The organism is Nocardia sp. XZ_19_385, from assembly GCF_015355755.1.
In the GTDB taxonomy this organism is placed as follows: domain Bacteria; phylum Actinomycetota; class Actinomycetes; order Mycobacteriales; family Mycobacteriaceae; genus Nocardia.
On record NZ_JACVEE010000002.1, the window covers coordinates 2,054,823 to 2,071,373 of the forward strand.

Genomic DNA, 16,551 nt, shown 5'->3' on the forward strand with positions numbered 1-16,551 from the left:
TCGCCGCACAACACCGGATCAGGACGTTGATTACAATAAACCTCTGAAGGCACCTGTCAAGCGTTACCGGGCCGTAGAAAACGACGAAGAGTACACTTCGTTACCTGCCCGACCAACCGAGGAGCACGATGGCGGAGGGTCCGACATACCACCGGATCGCAGACCTCCTCCGTGAGGAGATCCGCGGGGGCAAGTGGAACCCAGGTGATCGGCTTCCCAGCCACACCGAGCTTGCCGATCAGATGCAGGTCTCGATTACCACTGCCCGGAATGCCATTCAGGTCCTGGTTACCGAAAATCTTGTCTACACAGCTACTTCCCGCGGAACGATCGTCCGAAACCAGGAAGTTCTGGAATCCGTGGTCACCGACCACATTCGTCCGGATCGCCCGCGCGCGACCCACGATATCTTCGAAGAGATCGCGCGGTCGGCGAATCGGGAGCCGACCAAGGAATTCAGTGCTCGGATGGAGCCTGCCGCACCGGAAGTTGCGTTATGGCTCGGGGTTCCGGAGGATTCCTGGGTGCTGGCCCGGACCGTTGTCCAGTATCTCGACAACGAACCGTGGTCCTGGGAAGTCAGCTTCTACCCGCGGGACCTGGCCGAAGCCACCGGCATCGACTCCCCGCACGACATCCCGGAGGGCACCACCCGCCGCCTGGCCGACCGCGGCCACGCCGAGACCGCCCATCGCGACACCCTGTGCGCCCGCCCCGCCACCGCCGAAGAAGCGATCGTGCTGGGCGTCGCCACGGGAACCATTCTGCTGGACCATCTTCGGATCGGAGCGAACCACCAGCGCGTCACCCGCGCCACCCGGCACCGCTCCATCGCCACCCGTAATCGCCTGTCCTACGAGATCGGCGACGACGAAGGCATCGCCGTCATCCGCGACACGCTGGGCAGCGCATACCGGCGTGGCATCTCCCTCCCTTGACGAGAGAGAACACTGTGTTGCCATGAATACCGTCATCCGTCAGGCAACCTTCGGCGACCTCGCCGCCATCTGCCGCCTACGTCTGCAGCGCACCGCCTGGCTCACCGCCCGCGGCTCCGACCAGTGGTCGGTAGCGGGCCGCGGCAAACCCATCGAAACCTTCGCCCACGCCGTAGAAAGCTCACTGGCGGCAGGCGAAACCTGGGTCGCCGAGGTCGACGGCGAAACCGCCGGCACCATCACCGTCGATCACCATGCCGACCCGCATCTCTGGTCCCCATGGGAATTGGACGACGCCGTGATCGTGCACTACATGATCGTCGACCTGCGCTTCGCCGGCCACGGCATCGGAACTCGCCTGCTCACACACGCGGGCTGGCTGGCCTACCAGCAGGATCGGAACTGGGTCCGCCTGGACGCCTGGACCACGAACGCGGATCTGCACGACTACTACCGCCGCGCCGGCTTTCACCGCACCCGCATCGCCGGCCCGATCGCCACCGGCCCCTCCCGCGCGCTGTTCGAAAGGCGCACCGACTCCTGGTCCTTCGCGCCCCGCACCCGCCTGCCCGAGCCGGTTCTCACCGCCTACCGCATCACCTGACGCAGGTCAGTTGTAGCGGCGGTGCTCGATGTTGAACTCGTCGGCGACGGTGGCGGCGAGTTCGACGTACGCGCGCTTGGCTTGCTTGCTCAGCCGGTGCAGGTCGATTTCGGCGCCCTCGGAGAGGTGGTCGTCGAAGGGGATGATGTGCACCGCGCGGCAGCGCGAGAGGAAGTACTCGCGCAGCTGCTGGATGCCGACGTTCACCGAACCCTCACGGGGCAGGTTGATCACGACGACCGCGTTGCGGACCAGGTGGTCGTGGCCGTGCAGGGACAGCCAGTCCAGCGTGGCCGCGGCACTGCGGGCGCCGTCGATCGCGGCCGAGGAGATCAGCACCAGTGAGTGTGCGAGGTCGAGGACGCCGCTCATCGCCGAGTGCGTCAGACCGGTGCCGCAGTCGGTGAGGATGATGTTGTAGTAACGCTGCAGGATGCGCGCGACGGCCCGGTATTCGTGCTCGTCGAACTGCTCCGAAGCGGCCGGATCCCGTTCCGAGGCAAGCACTTCCAGGCGGCTGGTGGCCTGGGAGGTGTGCTTGCGGACGTCGGAGTAACGCTCGACGTTCGGGTCCAGCAGCAGATCGCGCACGGTCGAGCGGGTCTGCAACGGGACGCGCTGGGACAGCGTGCCGAAGTCGGGGTTGGCGTCGACGGCGATCACCCGGTCACCGCGGATCGAGGCGAAGATCGAGCCGAGACCCATTGTGGTGGTGGTCTTTCCGACGCCACCCTTGAGCGACAGCACCGCGATTCGGTAGTCGCCGCGCACGGGCTGACGGATCCTGGCCACCAGCTCTTGCAGCCGCAACTCCTCCGCGGACATCCCGGGATTGATCGCGCCACCGGACATGTGGTGCACAGCCTTGCGCCAGCCGCCACCGGGCGCCTTCTTGGCCCGGCGCAACGGGACATCGTCCAGCGACGGTTGTGGGCCGCCATGATTCGGCCGCGGGCCATTACTCCACTGCCCGCCCTGCTGCTGGCCGGGCCCCTGCTGCCAGTGCTGCTGATTCGGCTGCTGCTGATTCGGCGCTTGCGGCTGATCCCAGCCCGAGGGCTGCGGGCCGGTGCCCTGCCCGGGTCCATTGGGTGCGTAGCCGCCAGGTGCTTGGCCGCCAGGCCCGGGCTGGCCCGTCGGAGCGAAATTGCTTGCGTCGCTGGGCTGCCCGGTGAACGGCTGGCTCGGCGGCTGATTGAAGACGCCAGGGTCGCGTCGTTCGCCAGGCGCGGGCTGATCGCCCACGGGTGCACGTTGCCCGCTTGCCGGTGCGGCGTAAGCACCGGGGGCGGATTGACCGGTGAACGGCTGGCTCGGCGGCTGATTGAAGACGCCAGGGTCGCGCCGCTCACCAGGCGCGGGCTGATCGCCGACCGGCGCACGCTGGGCGCTCGCGGGCGGCGCGTAGGCATTGGCCTGGCCGTTGAACGGCGGATTCGATCCGGCCGGGCCGCTGCCGGGCGCGAAGTTGTTTGTGCCGCTGGGCTGCCCGCTGATGGGCTGGCTCGGCGGTTGGTCGTACATGCCGGGATCGCGGCGTTCGGGCGGGCCCGGCTGCCCACTTGCAGCTGGTGCGAATGTGTTCGGGTCGCCGGGCTGTCCGCTGATGGGCTGGCTCGGCGGTTGGTTGAAGACGCCAGGGTCACGTCGTTCGCCCGGCGCGAGCTGATCGCTGACCGGGGCGCGCTGCCCCATTGCGGGTGGCGCGAAATTGTTTGCGGCGCTGGGTTGTCCGGTGAAGGGCTGGCTCGGCGGCTGGTTGAACACGCCGGGATCACGCCGTTCGCCGGGGGCTGGCTGATCGCCCACCGGCGCACGCTGGCCGCTACCGGCGAAGGCGTTCGGGTCGCCGGGCTGTCCGCTGACGGGCTGGCTCGGCGGTTGGTCGTACATGCCGGGGTCGCGGCGTTCGCCTGGGCCGGGCTGACCACTTGCAGCCGGTGCGAACGTGTTCGGGTCGCCGGACTGTCCGGTGAAGGGCTGGCTCGGCGGTTGATTGAAGACGCCGGGGTCACGGCGTTCGCCCGGCGCGAGCTGATCGCTGACGGGTGCGCGGGTTCCGGCGGCGGGGGGAGCGAACGCGGCAGGAATGCGGCGTCCATCCGGTCCGCGCTGGTCGCCGGGCGCGAAAGCCCCAGGGCTACCGGGCTGTTCGCCACCGGCCTGCGAAGCGGAAGCCGGGTCGTTCGGCTGTGCGTTGTCCTTGTGATCCGGAGGTAGCCAATGCCGGCCGCGGGGGATCGGGCCGGAGCCGGACTGCGCCGGATCGGCCTGCGACTCTTCGGGATCCAGGCCGAGGTGGCCCGGGTCGGACGGACCCGCGAGCCAGGGCGGCGGCCCGTCGAATTCGCGGCGGCTGTGCGGCTCCGCGGATCCCTGATCGCCGACCGTCGAGGGCGGTTCAGGGAGCGGCGGCCGACCGCCGGATACCGGTGGCGCACTGTCGAATTCGGGGTTGCCGAACCCGGGCGGGGGACCGGGAAGTTCTGGTCGCGCACCGGCGGGCGGACCGTCGAATTCGCGCGGGCGGGGTTCGGGAGTGCTCGGCTGCGCACCGGTCGATGGCCCGGACAGATACGGGCGGTCGCCGGGCGCGGGCGGATCCGGCAGGTGGGCGGGCGGCTCGGGAAGTCGCGCCGGCGGCAGCGGCGGGCGTTCGGCGACGGGCGCGTCCGGCTCCGGCCGGGTGTAGCGGGTGGTGGCCTCGTTCGAGGGCATCGGGTCGGGAGCGTCGCCGGCCGGCGGCTGGCCCAGCGGCTGGAAGGAACCGCGGTGCTCGCCGGGCTGACGGGTGGGCAGACCGGGTGCGGTGTGCGGCGGAACCGGGTGACCGGGCTGCTGCTGACCCCAGGGATCGCGCGAGACCTCGGGCTGCGGTTGCGACCAAGAAGTAGGACCGGCGTCGGGAGCCGACTGCCGCGGTCGCGACTGGGTGCGGGGATCGGGGCCCGGCTGCGGCTGGGACCAGGAATCGGACCCGCGCTCGGGAGCCTGCTCGGCGGCGCTGTCCTTGTCGCGCCCGAACAGTCCCTTCCGCTTCTTCTTGTCCTTGCGTCTGGGGGAGTCGTCGATCAAGTCTTCGTGCGGCAGATTCTGGACCGGCTCTTCGTACCCGGCGCCACCACCATCGGACTCGGCCAGCCACGGCGGCAGCATGGGCAAGCTGTCGTTATTACGACTCACGACATTGCCTCACTGACTACAGGGATGGCGATCGACTCGGTACGCTCGTTCACACATCCCCCTAGATCTGCTCGATCGATTTCTGGATCGCGCCCAGTTTACGCGACACTCCCGGCCCGTCGTGGGGCCGGTCACCTCGCCTGACGCGGGCCCATTTTTGCCTGATCGGACGCCTGCCGGTAAGCTGGGGCGGCGGTGCACCTATGCACCGACTGTTTGCATGCCTGGCTTCACCGAAGCCGGTTCATCCAAACAGACACCAGGCAATCAAACCAGGTTCGAGCCGAAACGCTCGTTGAACCGGGATCGCGGAGGACATGGCGAAGAAAGACGGGGCCATCGAGGTCGAGGGTCGAGTTGTCGAGCCGCTGCCCAATGCGATGTTCCGGATCGAGCTCGAGAACGGTCACAAGGTTCTCGCGCACATCAGCGGAAAGATGCGGCAGCACTACATTCGTATTCTTCCCGAGGACCGGGTGGTCGTTGAGCTTTCCCCTTACGACCTCTCCCGGGGTCGGATCGTTTACCGCTACAAGTGATCGTCATTTGATCATCCGGACGGCGTCCAGCACGCCGTCTTCCCGGTGCGAGCCGGGCCACAGAACTTCCCCAGTCTTCCGGCTGGGGAAAAACTGTGTTCACACCCGTGTGAACCAAAGAAAGATTGGACGGACGTGAAGGTTCAGCCGAGCGTCAAGAAGATCTGCGAGAAGTGCAAGGTGATCCGCCGCCACGGCCGGGTCATGGTGATCTGCGACAACCTGCGTCACAAGCAGCGTCAGGGCTGATTCAAGCCTGTGTGATCACCAGCCAAGCACCGACGCAGTTCGGATTGGCTAAAGAAGAACTCCCAGCTCCAGCCGCACGCTGCGGAACAATCCGGGTATAGCCCGGGGGCGTGTGTGCCAACCACCGGTACGGAGGCCGGTGCCCCGCCAAGACGATGGGGAACGGACAGGGAGCAGACCTCCGCAACATTAAGGAACCTGCCACATGGCACGTCTCATGGGCGTTGATCTCCCGCGCGAAAAGCGCATGGAGATCGCGCTGACCTACATTTTCGGTATCGGGCGTACCCGCGCCAAGGAGATCCTGGAAGGCACCGGCGTCAGCCCGGACCTGCGTTCCAAGGACCTCAGCGACGACCAGGTCACGCAGCTGCGTGACTACATCGAGCGTTCGGACCTCAAGGTCGAAGGTGACCTGCGCCGCGAGGTGCAGGCCGATATCCGTCGCAAGATCGAGATCGGCTGCTACCAGGGTCTGCGCCACCGTCGTGGCCTGCCCGTGCGTGGCCAGCGCACCAAGACCAACGCGCGTACCCGCAAGGGCCCGAAGCGCACCGTCGCCGGCAAGAAGAAGTAGGGATAACCGATGCCTCCGAAGAGTCGTACCTCGGGTCCTAAGAAGACCCAGAAGTCGCGTCGCCGGGATAAGAAGAACGTCCCGCTGGGCCACGCGCACATCAAGTCCACGTTCAACAACACCATCGTGTCGATCACCGATCCGTCGGGCAACGTCATCGCTTGGGCGTCCTCGGGTCACGTCGGCTTCAAGGGTTCGCGTAAGAGCACCCCGTTCGCCGCGCAGCTCGCTGCCGAGAACGCTGCCCGCAAGGCGCAGGAGCACGGCGTCAAGAAGGTCGACGTGTTCGTCAAGGGCCCGGGTTCGGGCCGTGAGACCGCGATCCGTTCGCTCCAGGCCGCTGGCCTCGAGGTCGGCACGATCTCCGACATCACCCCGCAGCCGCACAACGGCTGCCGTCCGCCCAAGCGTCGTCGCGTCTAGCGGGAAAGGAACAGATAACAAATGGCACGTTATACAGGCCCCATCACCCGCAAGTCGCGTCGTCTTCGCGTCGACCTCGTCGGCGGAGACCAGGCGTTCGAGCGTCGTCCTTACCCGCCCGGCCAGCACGGCCGCGCGCGGATCAAGGAATCCGAGTACCTGATGCAGCTGCAGGAGAAGCAGAAGGCTCGCTTCTCCTACGGCGTCATGGAGAAGCAGTTCCGCCGGTACTACAACGAGGCCAACCGCCTCAAGGGCAAGACCGGTGACAACCTTCTCCGTCTGCTCGAGTGCCGTCTGGACAACGTCGTGTACCGCGCCGGTCTGGCTCGTACCCGTCGTCAGGCCCGTCAGCTCGTCTCGCACGGCCACTTCATCGTCAACGGTGTCGCGGTCAACGTCCCGAGCTACCAGGTCACCCAGTACGACATCATCGATGTCAAGGAGAAGTCGCTCCCGACGCTGCCGTTCCAGGTCGCGCGTGAGACCGTCGGCGACCGCTCGGCTCCGGGTTGGCTGCAGGTGATCCCGGGCCGTCTGCGGATCCTGGTGCACCAGCTCCCCGAGCGCGCGCAGATCGATGTGCCGCTGCAGGAACAGCTGATCGTCGAGTACTACTCGAAGTAATCAGCTCTGCTGAGTGCGTAATCCCTTGCTAGTCAAGGGATTACGCACAACCCCCATAACGTGGGCATCAAATAGTGGGTGCCCGTACAGGAGGATGATCCAAAATGCTGATTTCCCAGCGCCCCACGCTGACCGAAGAGGTCGTGGCGGAGAACCGCTCGAAGTTCACCATCGAACCCCTCGAGCCGGGCTTCGGTTACACCCTCGGCAACTCGCTGCGTCGCACCCTGCTCTCGAGCATCCCGGGTGCCGCCGTCACCAGCATCCGCATCGACGGCGTGCTGCACGAGTTCACCACCGTTCCCGGTGTGAAGGAAGATGTCACCGACATCATCCTGAACCTCAAGGGTCTGGTCGTGTCCTCGGAAGAGGACGAGCCGGTCACGATGTACGTGCGTAAGCAGGGCCCCGGCACCGTCACCGCTGGTGACATCGTGCCGCCCGCCGGTGTTGTCGTGCACAACCCGGACATGCACATCGCCACCCTGAACGACAAGGGCAAGCTGGAGATCGAGCTCGTTGTCGAGCGCGGTCGCGGCTACGTCCCCGCCGTCCAGAACAAGGCCTCGGGTGCGGAAATCGGCCGGATCCCGGTGGACTCGATCTACTCGCCGGTGCTCAAGGTGACCTACAAGGTCGAGGCCACCCGTGTCGAGCAGCGCACCGACTTCGACCGTCTGATCCTGGACGTGGAGACCAAGAACTCCATCAGCGCCCGGGACGCGCTCGCTTCGGCGGGCAAGACCCTCGTCGAGCTCTTCGGCCTGGCCCGTGAGCTCAACGTCGAAGCCGAAGGCATCGAGATCGGCCCCTCGCCGGCCGAGGCGGATCACATCGCCTCGTTCGGTCTGCCGATCGAGGACCTGGACCTCACCGTCCGGTCCTACAACTGCCTCAAGCGCGAAGGCGTGCACACCGTGGGCGAGCTCGTTGCCCGCACCGAGTCGGATCTGCTGGATATTCGCAACTTCGGCCAGAAGTCCATCGACGAGGTCAAGGTCAAGCTGCATGCGCTTGGTCTCTCGCTGAAGGACAGCCCGGCCTCGTTCGATCCCTCTTCCGTGGTGGGTTACGACGCGAGCACCGGAACGTGGAGCGACAGCGGCACGTTCAGTGACACCGATGGCGGCGAGCAGGACTACGCCGAGACCGAACAGCTTTAGGCCGTTGGGGTAGGCATACCCCACTGCGCCTTACTCAAGGAGAACAAACAAAATGCCCACTCCCAAGAAGGGTCGCCGGTTCGGCGGGTCGTCGTCGCACCAGAAGGCGATCTTCGCCAATCTGGCGACGGCGCTCTTCGAGCACGGTCGGATCACGACCACCGAGTCCAAGGCCAAGGCCGTGCGCCCCTACGCCGAGAAGCTCATCACCAAGGCGAAGGCCGGCACGCTGGCCGACCGTCGCGAGGTGCTGAAGGTCATCCGTAACAAGGATGTCGTGCACAGCCTCTTCGCCGAGATCGGCCCGTCGTTCGAGGGTCGTGAGGGTGGCTACACGCGCATCACCAAGACCGTCCCCCGCAAGGGTGACAACGCTCCGATGGCGATCATCGAGCTGGTTCGCGAGAAGACCGTGACCAACGAAGCCGATCGCGCCCGCCGCGTGGCCGCTTCGCAGCAGGCTGCCCCGGCGGCCGAGGTCACCGAGGAGGCCCCTGCGGCCGAGGCGACCGACGAGGTTGCCGAGGCTCCGGCCGACGAGGACAAGAAGGACGCCTGACGTTCGCGTCGGACTTCCGGAACGAGCCCGCCACCCGTTTGGGTCGGCGGGCTCGTTCGCGTTACCCCGAGCAACTTCGAGCCAGCGATCAGTGAGGTGCAGAGCGTGGAGGATTCGATGACGTCCGACGCGGTGGGCTCGGTGGCCGTCGCCGCGACGGTTCGTGTGCGGCTCGACATCTCGTATGACGGAACCGATTTCACCGGGTGGGCGCGGCAGCCGGAGCTGCGGACGGTGCAGGGTGTACTCGAGGAGTCGCTGAGCAAGGTCTATCGCGAACCCATTCAGCTGACGGTCGCCGGCCGGACCGACGCGGGTGTGCATGCCGAGGGCCAGGTTGCCCACTTCGACACCACCGCAACGGACTTCGACGGCGGCAGACTGGTGCACCGGATGGCACGGTTCCTGCCGAAGGACGTCCGGATCAAAGACGCCCGCATCGTGCCCCCCGAATTCGATGCCCGCTTCTCCGCGATCCGCCGGCATTACGCCTATCGCCTCACCACCGCCCCGTACGGCGCCGAACCGCTCCAGGCTCGCAGCGTCGTCGGCTGCCGCAGCAACGTCGATCTGGAGGCTATGCGCGAGGCATCCCAGAAGCTGCTGGGGCTGCACAACTTCGCCGCCTTCTGCCGCCGCCGTGAGGGCGCCACCACGGTCCGCGAACTCCAGCGCTTCGACTGGGAGTGCCGGGGCGAGCTGTTGATCGCCTACGTCAGCGCCGACGCCTTCTGCTGGTCCATGGTCCGTAGCCTGGTCGGCGCGATCCTCGCCGTAGGGGAAGGCCGTCGCACCCCTGACTGGGTCGGCAGCCTCCTGCACGAAACCGAGCGCTCCAGCTCGGTGACGGTCGCCCCCGCCCACGGCCTCTCCCTGATTGCCGTCGACTACCCCGCCGAACCCGACCTCGCCGCCCGCAACCGCCAAACCCGCGAAGTCCGGACCGTCCCCGCCGCCGGCTGCTGCGGCGACTGAGCACCGCTTTCCCGAGCCCCGGCTAGTCAGGGCGGAACAACGTAGGTGCCGGTCGCGTTGGGGAGGGCATGGCATTCGACGAACTTGGACGGTACGGAGTTTGGCTTCCCTTCAACGCGATCAGCCCGGAGCAGGCGCGTGAGGTGGAGGAGCTGGGGTACGGCGCGTTGTGGCTGGGTAGCTCACCGGGGGAGGACGACCTCGTCGTCGCCGAGAACCTTCTGGCGGCAACGGAAAACCTCACAGTAGCGACCAGCATCGTGAACATCTGGAAGTCGCCCGCGGCAAAGGTGGCCGAGGTCTTCCACCGCATCGAGGCGGCCTATCCGGGTCGCTTCCTCCTCGGTATCGGCGCGGGCCATCCGGAGGCGAACGCCACCTACCGCACGCCCTACGACGCTCTGGTCGAATACTTCGACGAACTCGACGCGGCCGGCGTTCCCAAGGAGCGCCGCGCCCTGGCCGCTCTCGGCCCGCGAGTGCTGAAACTGGCCCGCGACCGCTCCCTCGGCGCCCTGCCGTACCTGGTGCCGGTGGAGCACACCGCCAGCGCCCGCGCGATCCTCGGCGACGGCACGCTGCTCGCGACCGAGCACAAGGTCGTCATCGACGACGACCCGGTACGCGCCCGCACCACCGCCGAGCCCCGCACATCCTTCTACCTCGGCCTGCAGAACTACGTAACGAACCTGCGCCGCTTCGGCCTCACCGACGAAGACCTGGCCAAGCCCGGCAGCGATCGCTTCTACGACGCGGTGGTCGCTCACGGCACCGCCGAGGCCGTCGCCGAGAAACTCCGCGCACACCTGCTGGCCGGCGCCGACCACGTTGCCATCCAGCCTCTCAGCGACGACCCCCTCCCGGCACTGCGCACGCTGGCGCCCCTGCTGAAGTAGCCCTTACTCGGTACGCGGCACCGAGCAGGTCGGTGTCGGCGAGCGCACTGCAAGGGGCGCGTTCGCTGACGCCGGCGCGGTGGTTGGCGAGAACCGGTGTGTCGCTGATGGTTTGCTATGAAGCTCGGTTCGGCGGATTGCTGGCTATTGTGCCTGTATGGACCGACTGAAACCGGCTATTAACTGTCAGGGCGACGGTATTCCGGGGGCTGGGTGGGAACATGAGGCGGTGAGTGGTCTTACTGCTGATTTCGCTGGGGTAGGGGTGCCCGGCGGGAAACGTGTTGTCGCGCAGGGTGGGTCGGTTTGGTTCGGGTGGTGCGGTGGTGGCAACATTGCTGGGTGATAACCACCTGTCGAGGAGTGCGGGCGCGGTCCGCGGCAGGTCGAAGGTGGGCCGGCAGTGCAGATGAGCATTGAGCCGTCCGGTCCGGTGGCGCCCGGCGGTCTGCTCGATGCCGCCGCCGACCATGCCTTCGACTACTGGCGGGAGTTGATCGACGACCTGCAGGTGCCACTGACCCGATGGGGCCCGGCGCGGGTCGACGCGTTTCGCGGCGCGGTCAGTTACGGCCGGTACGACGATGTCGAGGTGGCGCTGGCGCGCGCCTCGGCGTTCGAAGCGCGCCGAACCCGTTGGCACATAGGCGGTTCGGGCGACCATCGGCTGTGCGCGTACGTGCAAACCGCCGGGTGGGCCCGGCTCGAGGCCGACGGCCGGACCTTCGAGGTCGGCCCGGGGGAGATGGTGCTGTTCGACAGCATGCGCCCGGCGAGCTGGGCGGCCTATGACGATTTCGAGCAGGTGTCGGTGCGGGTTCCGTTGCGGCGCTTGCGGGAGCACAGCGGGCTGCGTCGATTGGAAATGCCCGGCTCGGTGCGGGTTTCGCCGGACAGTCCGCTGGGTGTGGTCGCGCGGTTCCTGCGCGGCGTGGCCTACCAGCAGCTCACCCATCCGGAGCAGGCGGCGGCGCTGGCCGCCCACGCCGTACCGATGCTGACCTCGGCGCTGCTGATGTCGACAGCGCAGTCCACCGAACCGCCGGCGCTGACCGCGCAGGAGGTGCTGGCTTTTATCCGCGCCAGATACACCGACCCGGAACTCACCGTCGACCGGATCGCCGCGGGTTGCGCGGTTTCGCGGCGCACCCTGTATCGCGTGTGCGAGGCGTTCGACGGCGGAATCGGTGCGGTACTCCGCCGGATGCGGGTGCGTCACGCCCGAAACCTGCTGCGCGTCAGCCCGACTCGGACGCTGTCCGCGATCGCGCAGGCCGCCGGTTTCGTCAACGAGCGGCAGTTCTATCGAGCATTCCGGCAAGAGACCGGTATGACCCCGGGCGAGTATCGCTTCAGCCTTCGGTGACCCGTGCCCGCTGGTACTGGCGGTGTCATGGGAGATTCCGAGCCCATCAGATCGGTCGAATTGCGCTCGGGGCCCGGGGTTTCGGTGGGCGCGGCCGTCGAGCGCTGGACCGGGTTGCTCGCGGAAATATATGTGCCGAAAGCGGTTTCGCTGCGCCCCGCCGCGGCATTCCACGGCTACGTCAGCGTCGGCCGCTATGACGAGGAGTTGGAGCTCTCCCTGCGCGGATCGGTCGCGCAGGTCATCCGCCGCACGGAACGGATGATCGCGGGCGCCGCAGCGCCATTCCTGGTCGCCGCCATCCAGACCAGGGGGGTCGGGCGATTGCAGCAGGGCGGGCGGTCGGCGGAGATGACGCCGGGCGCCATGGTCTTCTACGACAGCGCGCGTCCGTTCCGCTGGGAGATCGACACCGACTGGGAGCAGGTCATCGTGCGAGTTCCGTTGCGCACCCTGTGTGAGCGCAGTGGCGTTGCGCCCCAGGATATTCCGACGGCGATCGGCATAGCGGCATCGAGTGCCGCAGGGGTGGCCGCGCAATTCTTCAGTGGCCTGGCGCGGGTGCAGCGCACCGCGCCGCAGCAGGCGGCTCAGCTCGCCGTGGACAGTGTGGCGCTGCTGGCTTCGGCGGTGCAGCTGGCGGCCGGGGCGAGTCCCGGCGCCCCCGCCGCGCTCGGTGTGACCCGAGAGCAGGTGCTGGCCTTCATGTCCCGGCAGTGCACCGATCCCGCGCTCACGGTGGACGCGATCGCCCAGGCCTGTGCGGTGTCGCGCCGCACGCTCTATCGCCTGTTCGAGGGCACCGACGGCGGAATCGGCGCGGTGCTACGGCGGATGCGGGTGGAGCAGGCGCAGCGGCTGCTGTGCGCGGCCCCGCAGTGGCCGCTGTCGGCGGTGGCGATGGCTTCCGGGTTCGCTACCGAACGTCAGTTCTATCGCGCCTTCCGCAACGAAAACGGTGTTACCCCAGGCGAATACCGCACTCGATGCGATTGTGGCATGCATTGTCCGTAGCCTGGCACGGGCTGCCAGTGTGAAGCTTCAACCTAACCGGAACAGTTAGTGAAACATTGTCCGCTCACTTACTGGAAACGGGAGTCTTCTATGTCGGAACGGGTACGGGTCGCCGCGGTCCAAGCCGAGCCGAGGTGGCTCAGCCTGCAGGAGGGCATCGAGCAAGTCACCGGGTTGATCGCGCAAGCGTCTCGCATCGGGGCTCAATTGGTGGCATTTCCGGAAACTTTCGTGCCCGGGTACCCCTGGTGGATGTGGCTGAACACCAAGGGCTGGGGTGCGGAATTCGCCGCCCGGTATCGCGACGCCTCGATGACGCGCGAAGGTGACGAAATCCATGCCGTCCTCGAAGCCGCACGGGCGCACCGGATCCACGTCGTTCTCGGGTTCAGCGAGCGGGCGGGCGACCAGCTGTTCATGTCCCAGGCGTTGATCGATCAGCACGGGCTGCTCCGCGCGGTCCGCCGAAAACGGGAGCTGAATCGATTGGAAAGCCAGGTCTTCGAGCCCGGTGGCGGCGATCAGCCCCGCGCTTACGACACCGAGCTCGGCCGGATCGGAATGCTCAGTGGCAGCGAGCATTTGCAGGCCGTGACGCGCCAGCAGATGTACCGGACCGGCGAGCAGATCCACATCGCCTCCTGGCCCGGCTTCGCGATCTACCGCGGCGCCACCCGGGGGCGTGGGCACTGGGCCAATGCCTCCGCGAGCCTGCTGTATTCGGTGGAAAGCGCCAGCTTCGTGATCGCGCCGACCGCGATCGTCGATGTCGCGGGCTGGGAGCTGGACGGCGCGACCGGTCCGCAGACGCGCCTGCTGCACAACCCGGGTGGCCTCACCACGATCTACGGGCCCGACGGCCACGAGCTCGGCGCCGCGCCCAGCGAGAAGCGCTCCGGCCTGGTCTACGCCGACCTGGACTTCGCCGCGCTCGGCAAGCCGCGTCCGGCCTATCCGGTCAGCACCCATCTGAACCCGGAGATCTATCGGGGGCCGGCCGGAAATCAGGTCGCCGCACGGATGTTGAGGCGCTCGTTCTGACGCCGTTCGCAGCTGGCCCCGGCCGGAGGCGCCGGGGCCTGGACGGTTTGCTGGCAGGCAACTGGGGGATCGTCCTAACGAACTGTTAGGAAGCGCGCGGCACACTTCCGTAACAACTGTGGTGACCGACACACTCGATCCCGATGGCGCGAAGAAGCGTCGAAGGAGGTAGGTCAATGTCCACAGTGTTGAGTAAGACGCCGGAGCCGAATCCCGCTCCACTATCGGCGCCAACCAGTACCCGCCGGGCGATTCTGAATACGCTCAAGGGTTCTTCGGGAAACCTCGTCGAGTGGTACGACGTCTATATTTACACCGTCTTCGCGACTTATTTCCAAAATCAGTTCTTCGCGCCGGAGGACGAGAACTCCACGGTCTATGTTTACGCGATATTCGCGGTCACCTTCCTGATGCGCCCGATCGGCTCCTGGTACTTCGGGCGCTACGCCGACCGGCACGGCCGCCGCTCCGCGCTGGTGTTCAGCGTGACCCTGATGGCGGCCTGTTCCTTCGGCATCGCGATCATGCCCACCCGGGAGAGTATCGGTGTGGCCGCTGCGGCGGTTCTCATTGTCTTCCGGCTGATCCAGGGCTTTGCCACCGGCGGCGAATACGGCACCTCGGCGACCTATATGTCCGAGGTGGCGACCGCCGGCAAACGTGGCTTCTTCTCCTCGTTCCAGTACGTCACGCTGGTCGGCGGCCACGTGCTGGCGCAGGCAACCTTGCTGATCATGACCACATTCCTGGAGAAGGGGCAGATCGAGGACTGGGCCTGGCGCATCCCCTTCGCCATCGGCGGACTGGCGGCGGTCGTAGTGTTCTGGCTGCGGCGGGACATGGACGAGTCGCTGTCTCAGGAACACCTCGATGCCGCCCGCTCGGGAGCCGACCGTTCCTCGGGGTCGCTCAAGGAATTGGTGACCCGGTACTGGCGGCCGCTGCTGCTGTGCTTCCTGATCACCATGGGTGGCACGGTGGCGTTCTACACCTACAGCGTCAACGCTCCGGCGATCGTGAAGACGGCGTACAAGAACGACGCCATGGTGGCGACCTGGATCAACCTGATCGGCCTGATCTTCCTGATGTGCCTGCAGCCGGTGGGCGGCTGGATCAGTGACCGGGTCGGCCGCAAGCCATTGCTGGTGTTCTTCGGCGCCAGCGGAGTGATCTACACCTACTTCCTGATCACCTTCCTGCCGAAGACCTCCAATCCCTTTGCCACCTTCGGCTTGCTGGCCATCGGGTACATCATCCTGACCGGATACACCTCGATCAACGCGTTGGTCAAAGCCGAACTGTTCCCGGCTTCCATCCGGGCGCTGGGCGTGGGAATGGGTTATGCGCTGGCCAACTCCGCCTTCGGTGGAACCGCGCCGGTGATTTATCAGGCCATGAAGAAGTCCGATATGGTTCCACAATTCATCGGTTACGTCACCCTGCTCATCGCGGGCTCGCTCCTGGTCTACATCTTCTGCCTGAAGAACAAGTCGACCACCGAGCTCGACCGGGAGGCCGGTCACGCCTTCGAGCCGAAGAACGAGTCGACCACACCGGCTCGGGTCTCGTAGGACGAGCGCCGCGTGGTTGCGAATGTGTTGCGCGCGTCCGTCGGCAACCTGGTCGAACGGTGCGGAGCGTGACCTCGTATCCGCGCGCTGATCAACCGGCCGCCGCGCCGATCCGCCCGCTATGGGAGGATCGGCGCGTGCGGCTTGCGGTTGTCGAAGATGATGATGGCGTTGGCGACGCCTTGGTCGAGGCTCTCAACGCCCGCGGCTACCGCGCCGAACGCAAGCGCCGCGGCAGCGACCTGCTGCTCGACCACCGCGGCTACGACGCAGTCATCCTGGACCTGGGCCTGCCCGACGCGGACGGTCTGCAGATCCTGCGCCAGCTGCGCGCGGTCAGTTCGGTCCCGGTTCTGGTGCTGACCGCTCGCAGCGACGAACGCTCGATCGTGCGTGGCCTGCGCGGTGGCGCCGACGACTACCTGGTGAAGCCGCCCCGCATCGCGGAGTTGATGGCCCGCCTGGAAACGGTGCTGCGCCGGGCGGCGGTAGCCACCCAGCCCACACCGCCGGTCGTCGTCACCGGAGACGTGCGGGTCGATCTGGGGACCCGCGTCGTCGAGGTCGCGGGAAAGCCGATTTCCTTGACCCCCAAGGAATTCGAACTCGTGGAAGCGCTCGTCGAACGTCCCGGCTCGGCGGTCAGCAGGCAGCAGCTCATGGACCGGATCTGGGGTGACGCCTTCGTGGCCGTCTCCCGCTCCCTCGACGTCCATATGACGGCACTGCGCGCCAAGCTGGACCGGCCCGGCTTGATCACGACCATCCGCGGCTACGGCTATCGGTGGGGCGAATGACTCGGGGGCAGCTCGAGACCCGGGTGCGA

The 16,551-nt window shown here is 66.9% G+C and carries 17 protein-coding genes; 16 read left to right on the forward strand and 1 reads right to left on the reverse strand.

Going from position 1 to position 16,551, the window contains the following annotated elements; all coding sequences use genetic code 11:
• Nucleotides 1–128 precede the first annotated feature (128 nt).
• Complete coding sequence (locus tag IBX22_RS21950) at nt 129–938, forward strand: GntR family transcriptional regulator (RefSeq protein ID WP_194817378.1); 810 nt, start codon at nt 129–131, stop codon at nt 936–938.
• Nucleotides 939–960: 22 nt separating this feature from the next.
• Complete coding sequence (locus tag IBX22_RS21955) at nt 961–1,542, forward strand: GNAT family N-acetyltransferase (RefSeq protein WP_194817379.1); 582 nt, start codon at nt 961–963, stop codon at nt 1,540–1,542.
• A 6-nt stretch (nt 1,543–1,548) separates the two neighbouring features.
• Here IBX22_RS21955 and IBX22_RS38545 read toward each other — a convergent pair whose 3' ends face one another.
• Nucleotides 1,549–3,237 carry an AAA family ATPase gene (locus IBX22_RS38545; RefSeq protein WP_375540274.1) on the reverse strand — a complete coding sequence of 563 codons (1,689 nt, stop codon included), beginning with the start codon at nt 3,235–3,237 and terminating at the stop codon, nt 1,549–1,551.
• 1,805 nt (nt 3,238–5,042) lie between these two features.
• On the opposite strand from IBX22_RS38545, the gene infA reads away from it, so the two are divergent.
• From infA to IBX22_RS22030, 14 genes are all read left to right on the forward strand, one after another.
• Nucleotides 5,043–5,264 carry a translation initiation factor IF-1 gene (gene infA / locus IBX22_RS21965; protein ID WP_003418601.1) on the forward strand — a complete coding sequence of 74 codons (222 nt, stop codon included), beginning with the start codon at nt 5,043–5,045 and terminating at the stop codon, nt 5,262–5,264.
• A 135-nt stretch (nt 5,265–5,399) separates the two neighbouring features.
• Nucleotides 5,400–5,513 carry a 50S ribosomal protein L36 gene (gene rpmJ / locus IBX22_RS21970; RefSeq protein ID WP_011207363.1) on the forward strand — a complete coding sequence of 38 codons (114 nt, stop codon included), beginning with the start codon at nt 5,400–5,402 and terminating at the stop codon, nt 5,511–5,513.
• A 205-nt stretch (nt 5,514–5,718) separates the two neighbouring features.
• On the forward strand, nt 5,719–6,090 hold the full coding sequence (gene rpsM, locus IBX22_RS21975; protein WP_194817380.1) for a 30S ribosomal protein S13: 372 nt from the start codon (nt 5,719–5,721) through the stop codon (nt 6,088–6,090).
• A 9-nt stretch (nt 6,091–6,099) separates the two neighbouring features.
• Nucleotides 6,100–6,513 (forward strand): 30S ribosomal protein S11, encoded by a 414-nt coding sequence (gene rpsK, locus IBX22_RS21980; protein WP_194817381.1) that lies wholly within the window; start codon nt 6,100–6,102, stop codon nt 6,511–6,513.
• A gap of 21 nt (nt 6,514–6,534) precedes the next feature.
• Nucleotides 6,535–7,140, forward strand: a complete 606-nt coding sequence (gene rpsD / locus IBX22_RS21985) for a 30S ribosomal protein S4 (protein ID WP_194817382.1) — start codon at nt 6,535–6,537, stop codon at nt 7,138–7,140.
• A gap of 104 nt (nt 7,141–7,244) precedes the next feature.
• Nucleotides 7,245–8,303, forward strand: a complete 1,059-nt coding sequence (locus IBX22_RS21990; RefSeq protein ID WP_067785162.1) for a DNA-directed RNA polymerase subunit alpha — start codon at nt 7,245–7,247, stop codon at nt 8,301–8,303.
• Nucleotides 8,304–8,355: 52 nt separating this feature from the next.
• Nucleotides 8,356–8,862 (forward strand): 50S ribosomal protein L17, encoded by a 507-nt coding sequence (rplQ, locus tag IBX22_RS21995; RefSeq protein ID WP_194817383.1) that lies wholly within the window; start codon nt 8,356–8,358, stop codon nt 8,860–8,862.
• A 117-nt stretch (nt 8,863–8,979) separates the two neighbouring features.
• Nucleotides 8,980–9,837, forward strand: coding sequence for a tRNA pseudouridine(38-40) synthase TruA (truA, locus tag IBX22_RS22000; RefSeq protein WP_194817384.1), 858 nt, complete (start codon nt 8,980–8,982; stop codon nt 9,835–9,837).
• A gap of 68 nt (nt 9,838–9,905) precedes the next feature.
• Nucleotides 9,906–10,733 carry an LLM class F420-dependent oxidoreductase gene (locus IBX22_RS22005; RefSeq protein WP_194817385.1) on the forward strand — a complete coding sequence of 276 codons (828 nt, stop codon included), beginning with the start codon at nt 9,906–9,908 and terminating at the stop codon, nt 10,731–10,733.
• 409 nt (nt 10,734–11,142) lie between these two features.
• The gene (locus IBX22_RS22010; protein WP_194817386.1) at nt 11,143–12,099 is read left to right on the forward strand and encodes a helix-turn-helix domain-containing protein; all 957 of its coding nucleotides are present in this window, start codon (nt 11,143–11,145) and stop codon (nt 12,097–12,099) included.
• 27 nt (nt 12,100–12,126) lie between these two features.
• Entirely contained in the window at nt 12,127–13,113 is a 987-nt protein-coding gene (locus IBX22_RS22015; protein WP_194817387.1) for an AraC family transcriptional regulator, read from the forward strand.
• 90 nt (nt 13,114–13,203) lie between these two features.
• Complete coding sequence (locus tag IBX22_RS22020) at nt 13,204–14,154, forward strand: nitrilase-related carbon-nitrogen hydrolase (protein WP_194817388.1); 951 nt, start codon at nt 13,204–13,206, stop codon at nt 14,152–14,154.
• A 176-nt stretch (nt 14,155–14,330) separates the two neighbouring features.
• Nucleotides 14,331–15,725: an MFS transporter gene (locus IBX22_RS22025; protein ID WP_194817389.1), complete on the forward strand. Its 1,395-nt coding sequence runs from the start codon at nt 14,331–14,333 to the stop codon at nt 15,723–15,725.
• Nucleotides 15,726–15,862: 137 nt separating this feature from the next.
• Complete coding sequence (locus tag IBX22_RS22030; RefSeq protein WP_194817853.1) at nt 15,863–16,522, forward strand: response regulator transcription factor; 660 nt, start codon at nt 15,863–15,865, stop codon at nt 16,520–16,522.
• The last annotated feature ends 29 nt before the right edge of the window (nt 16,523–16,551 follow it).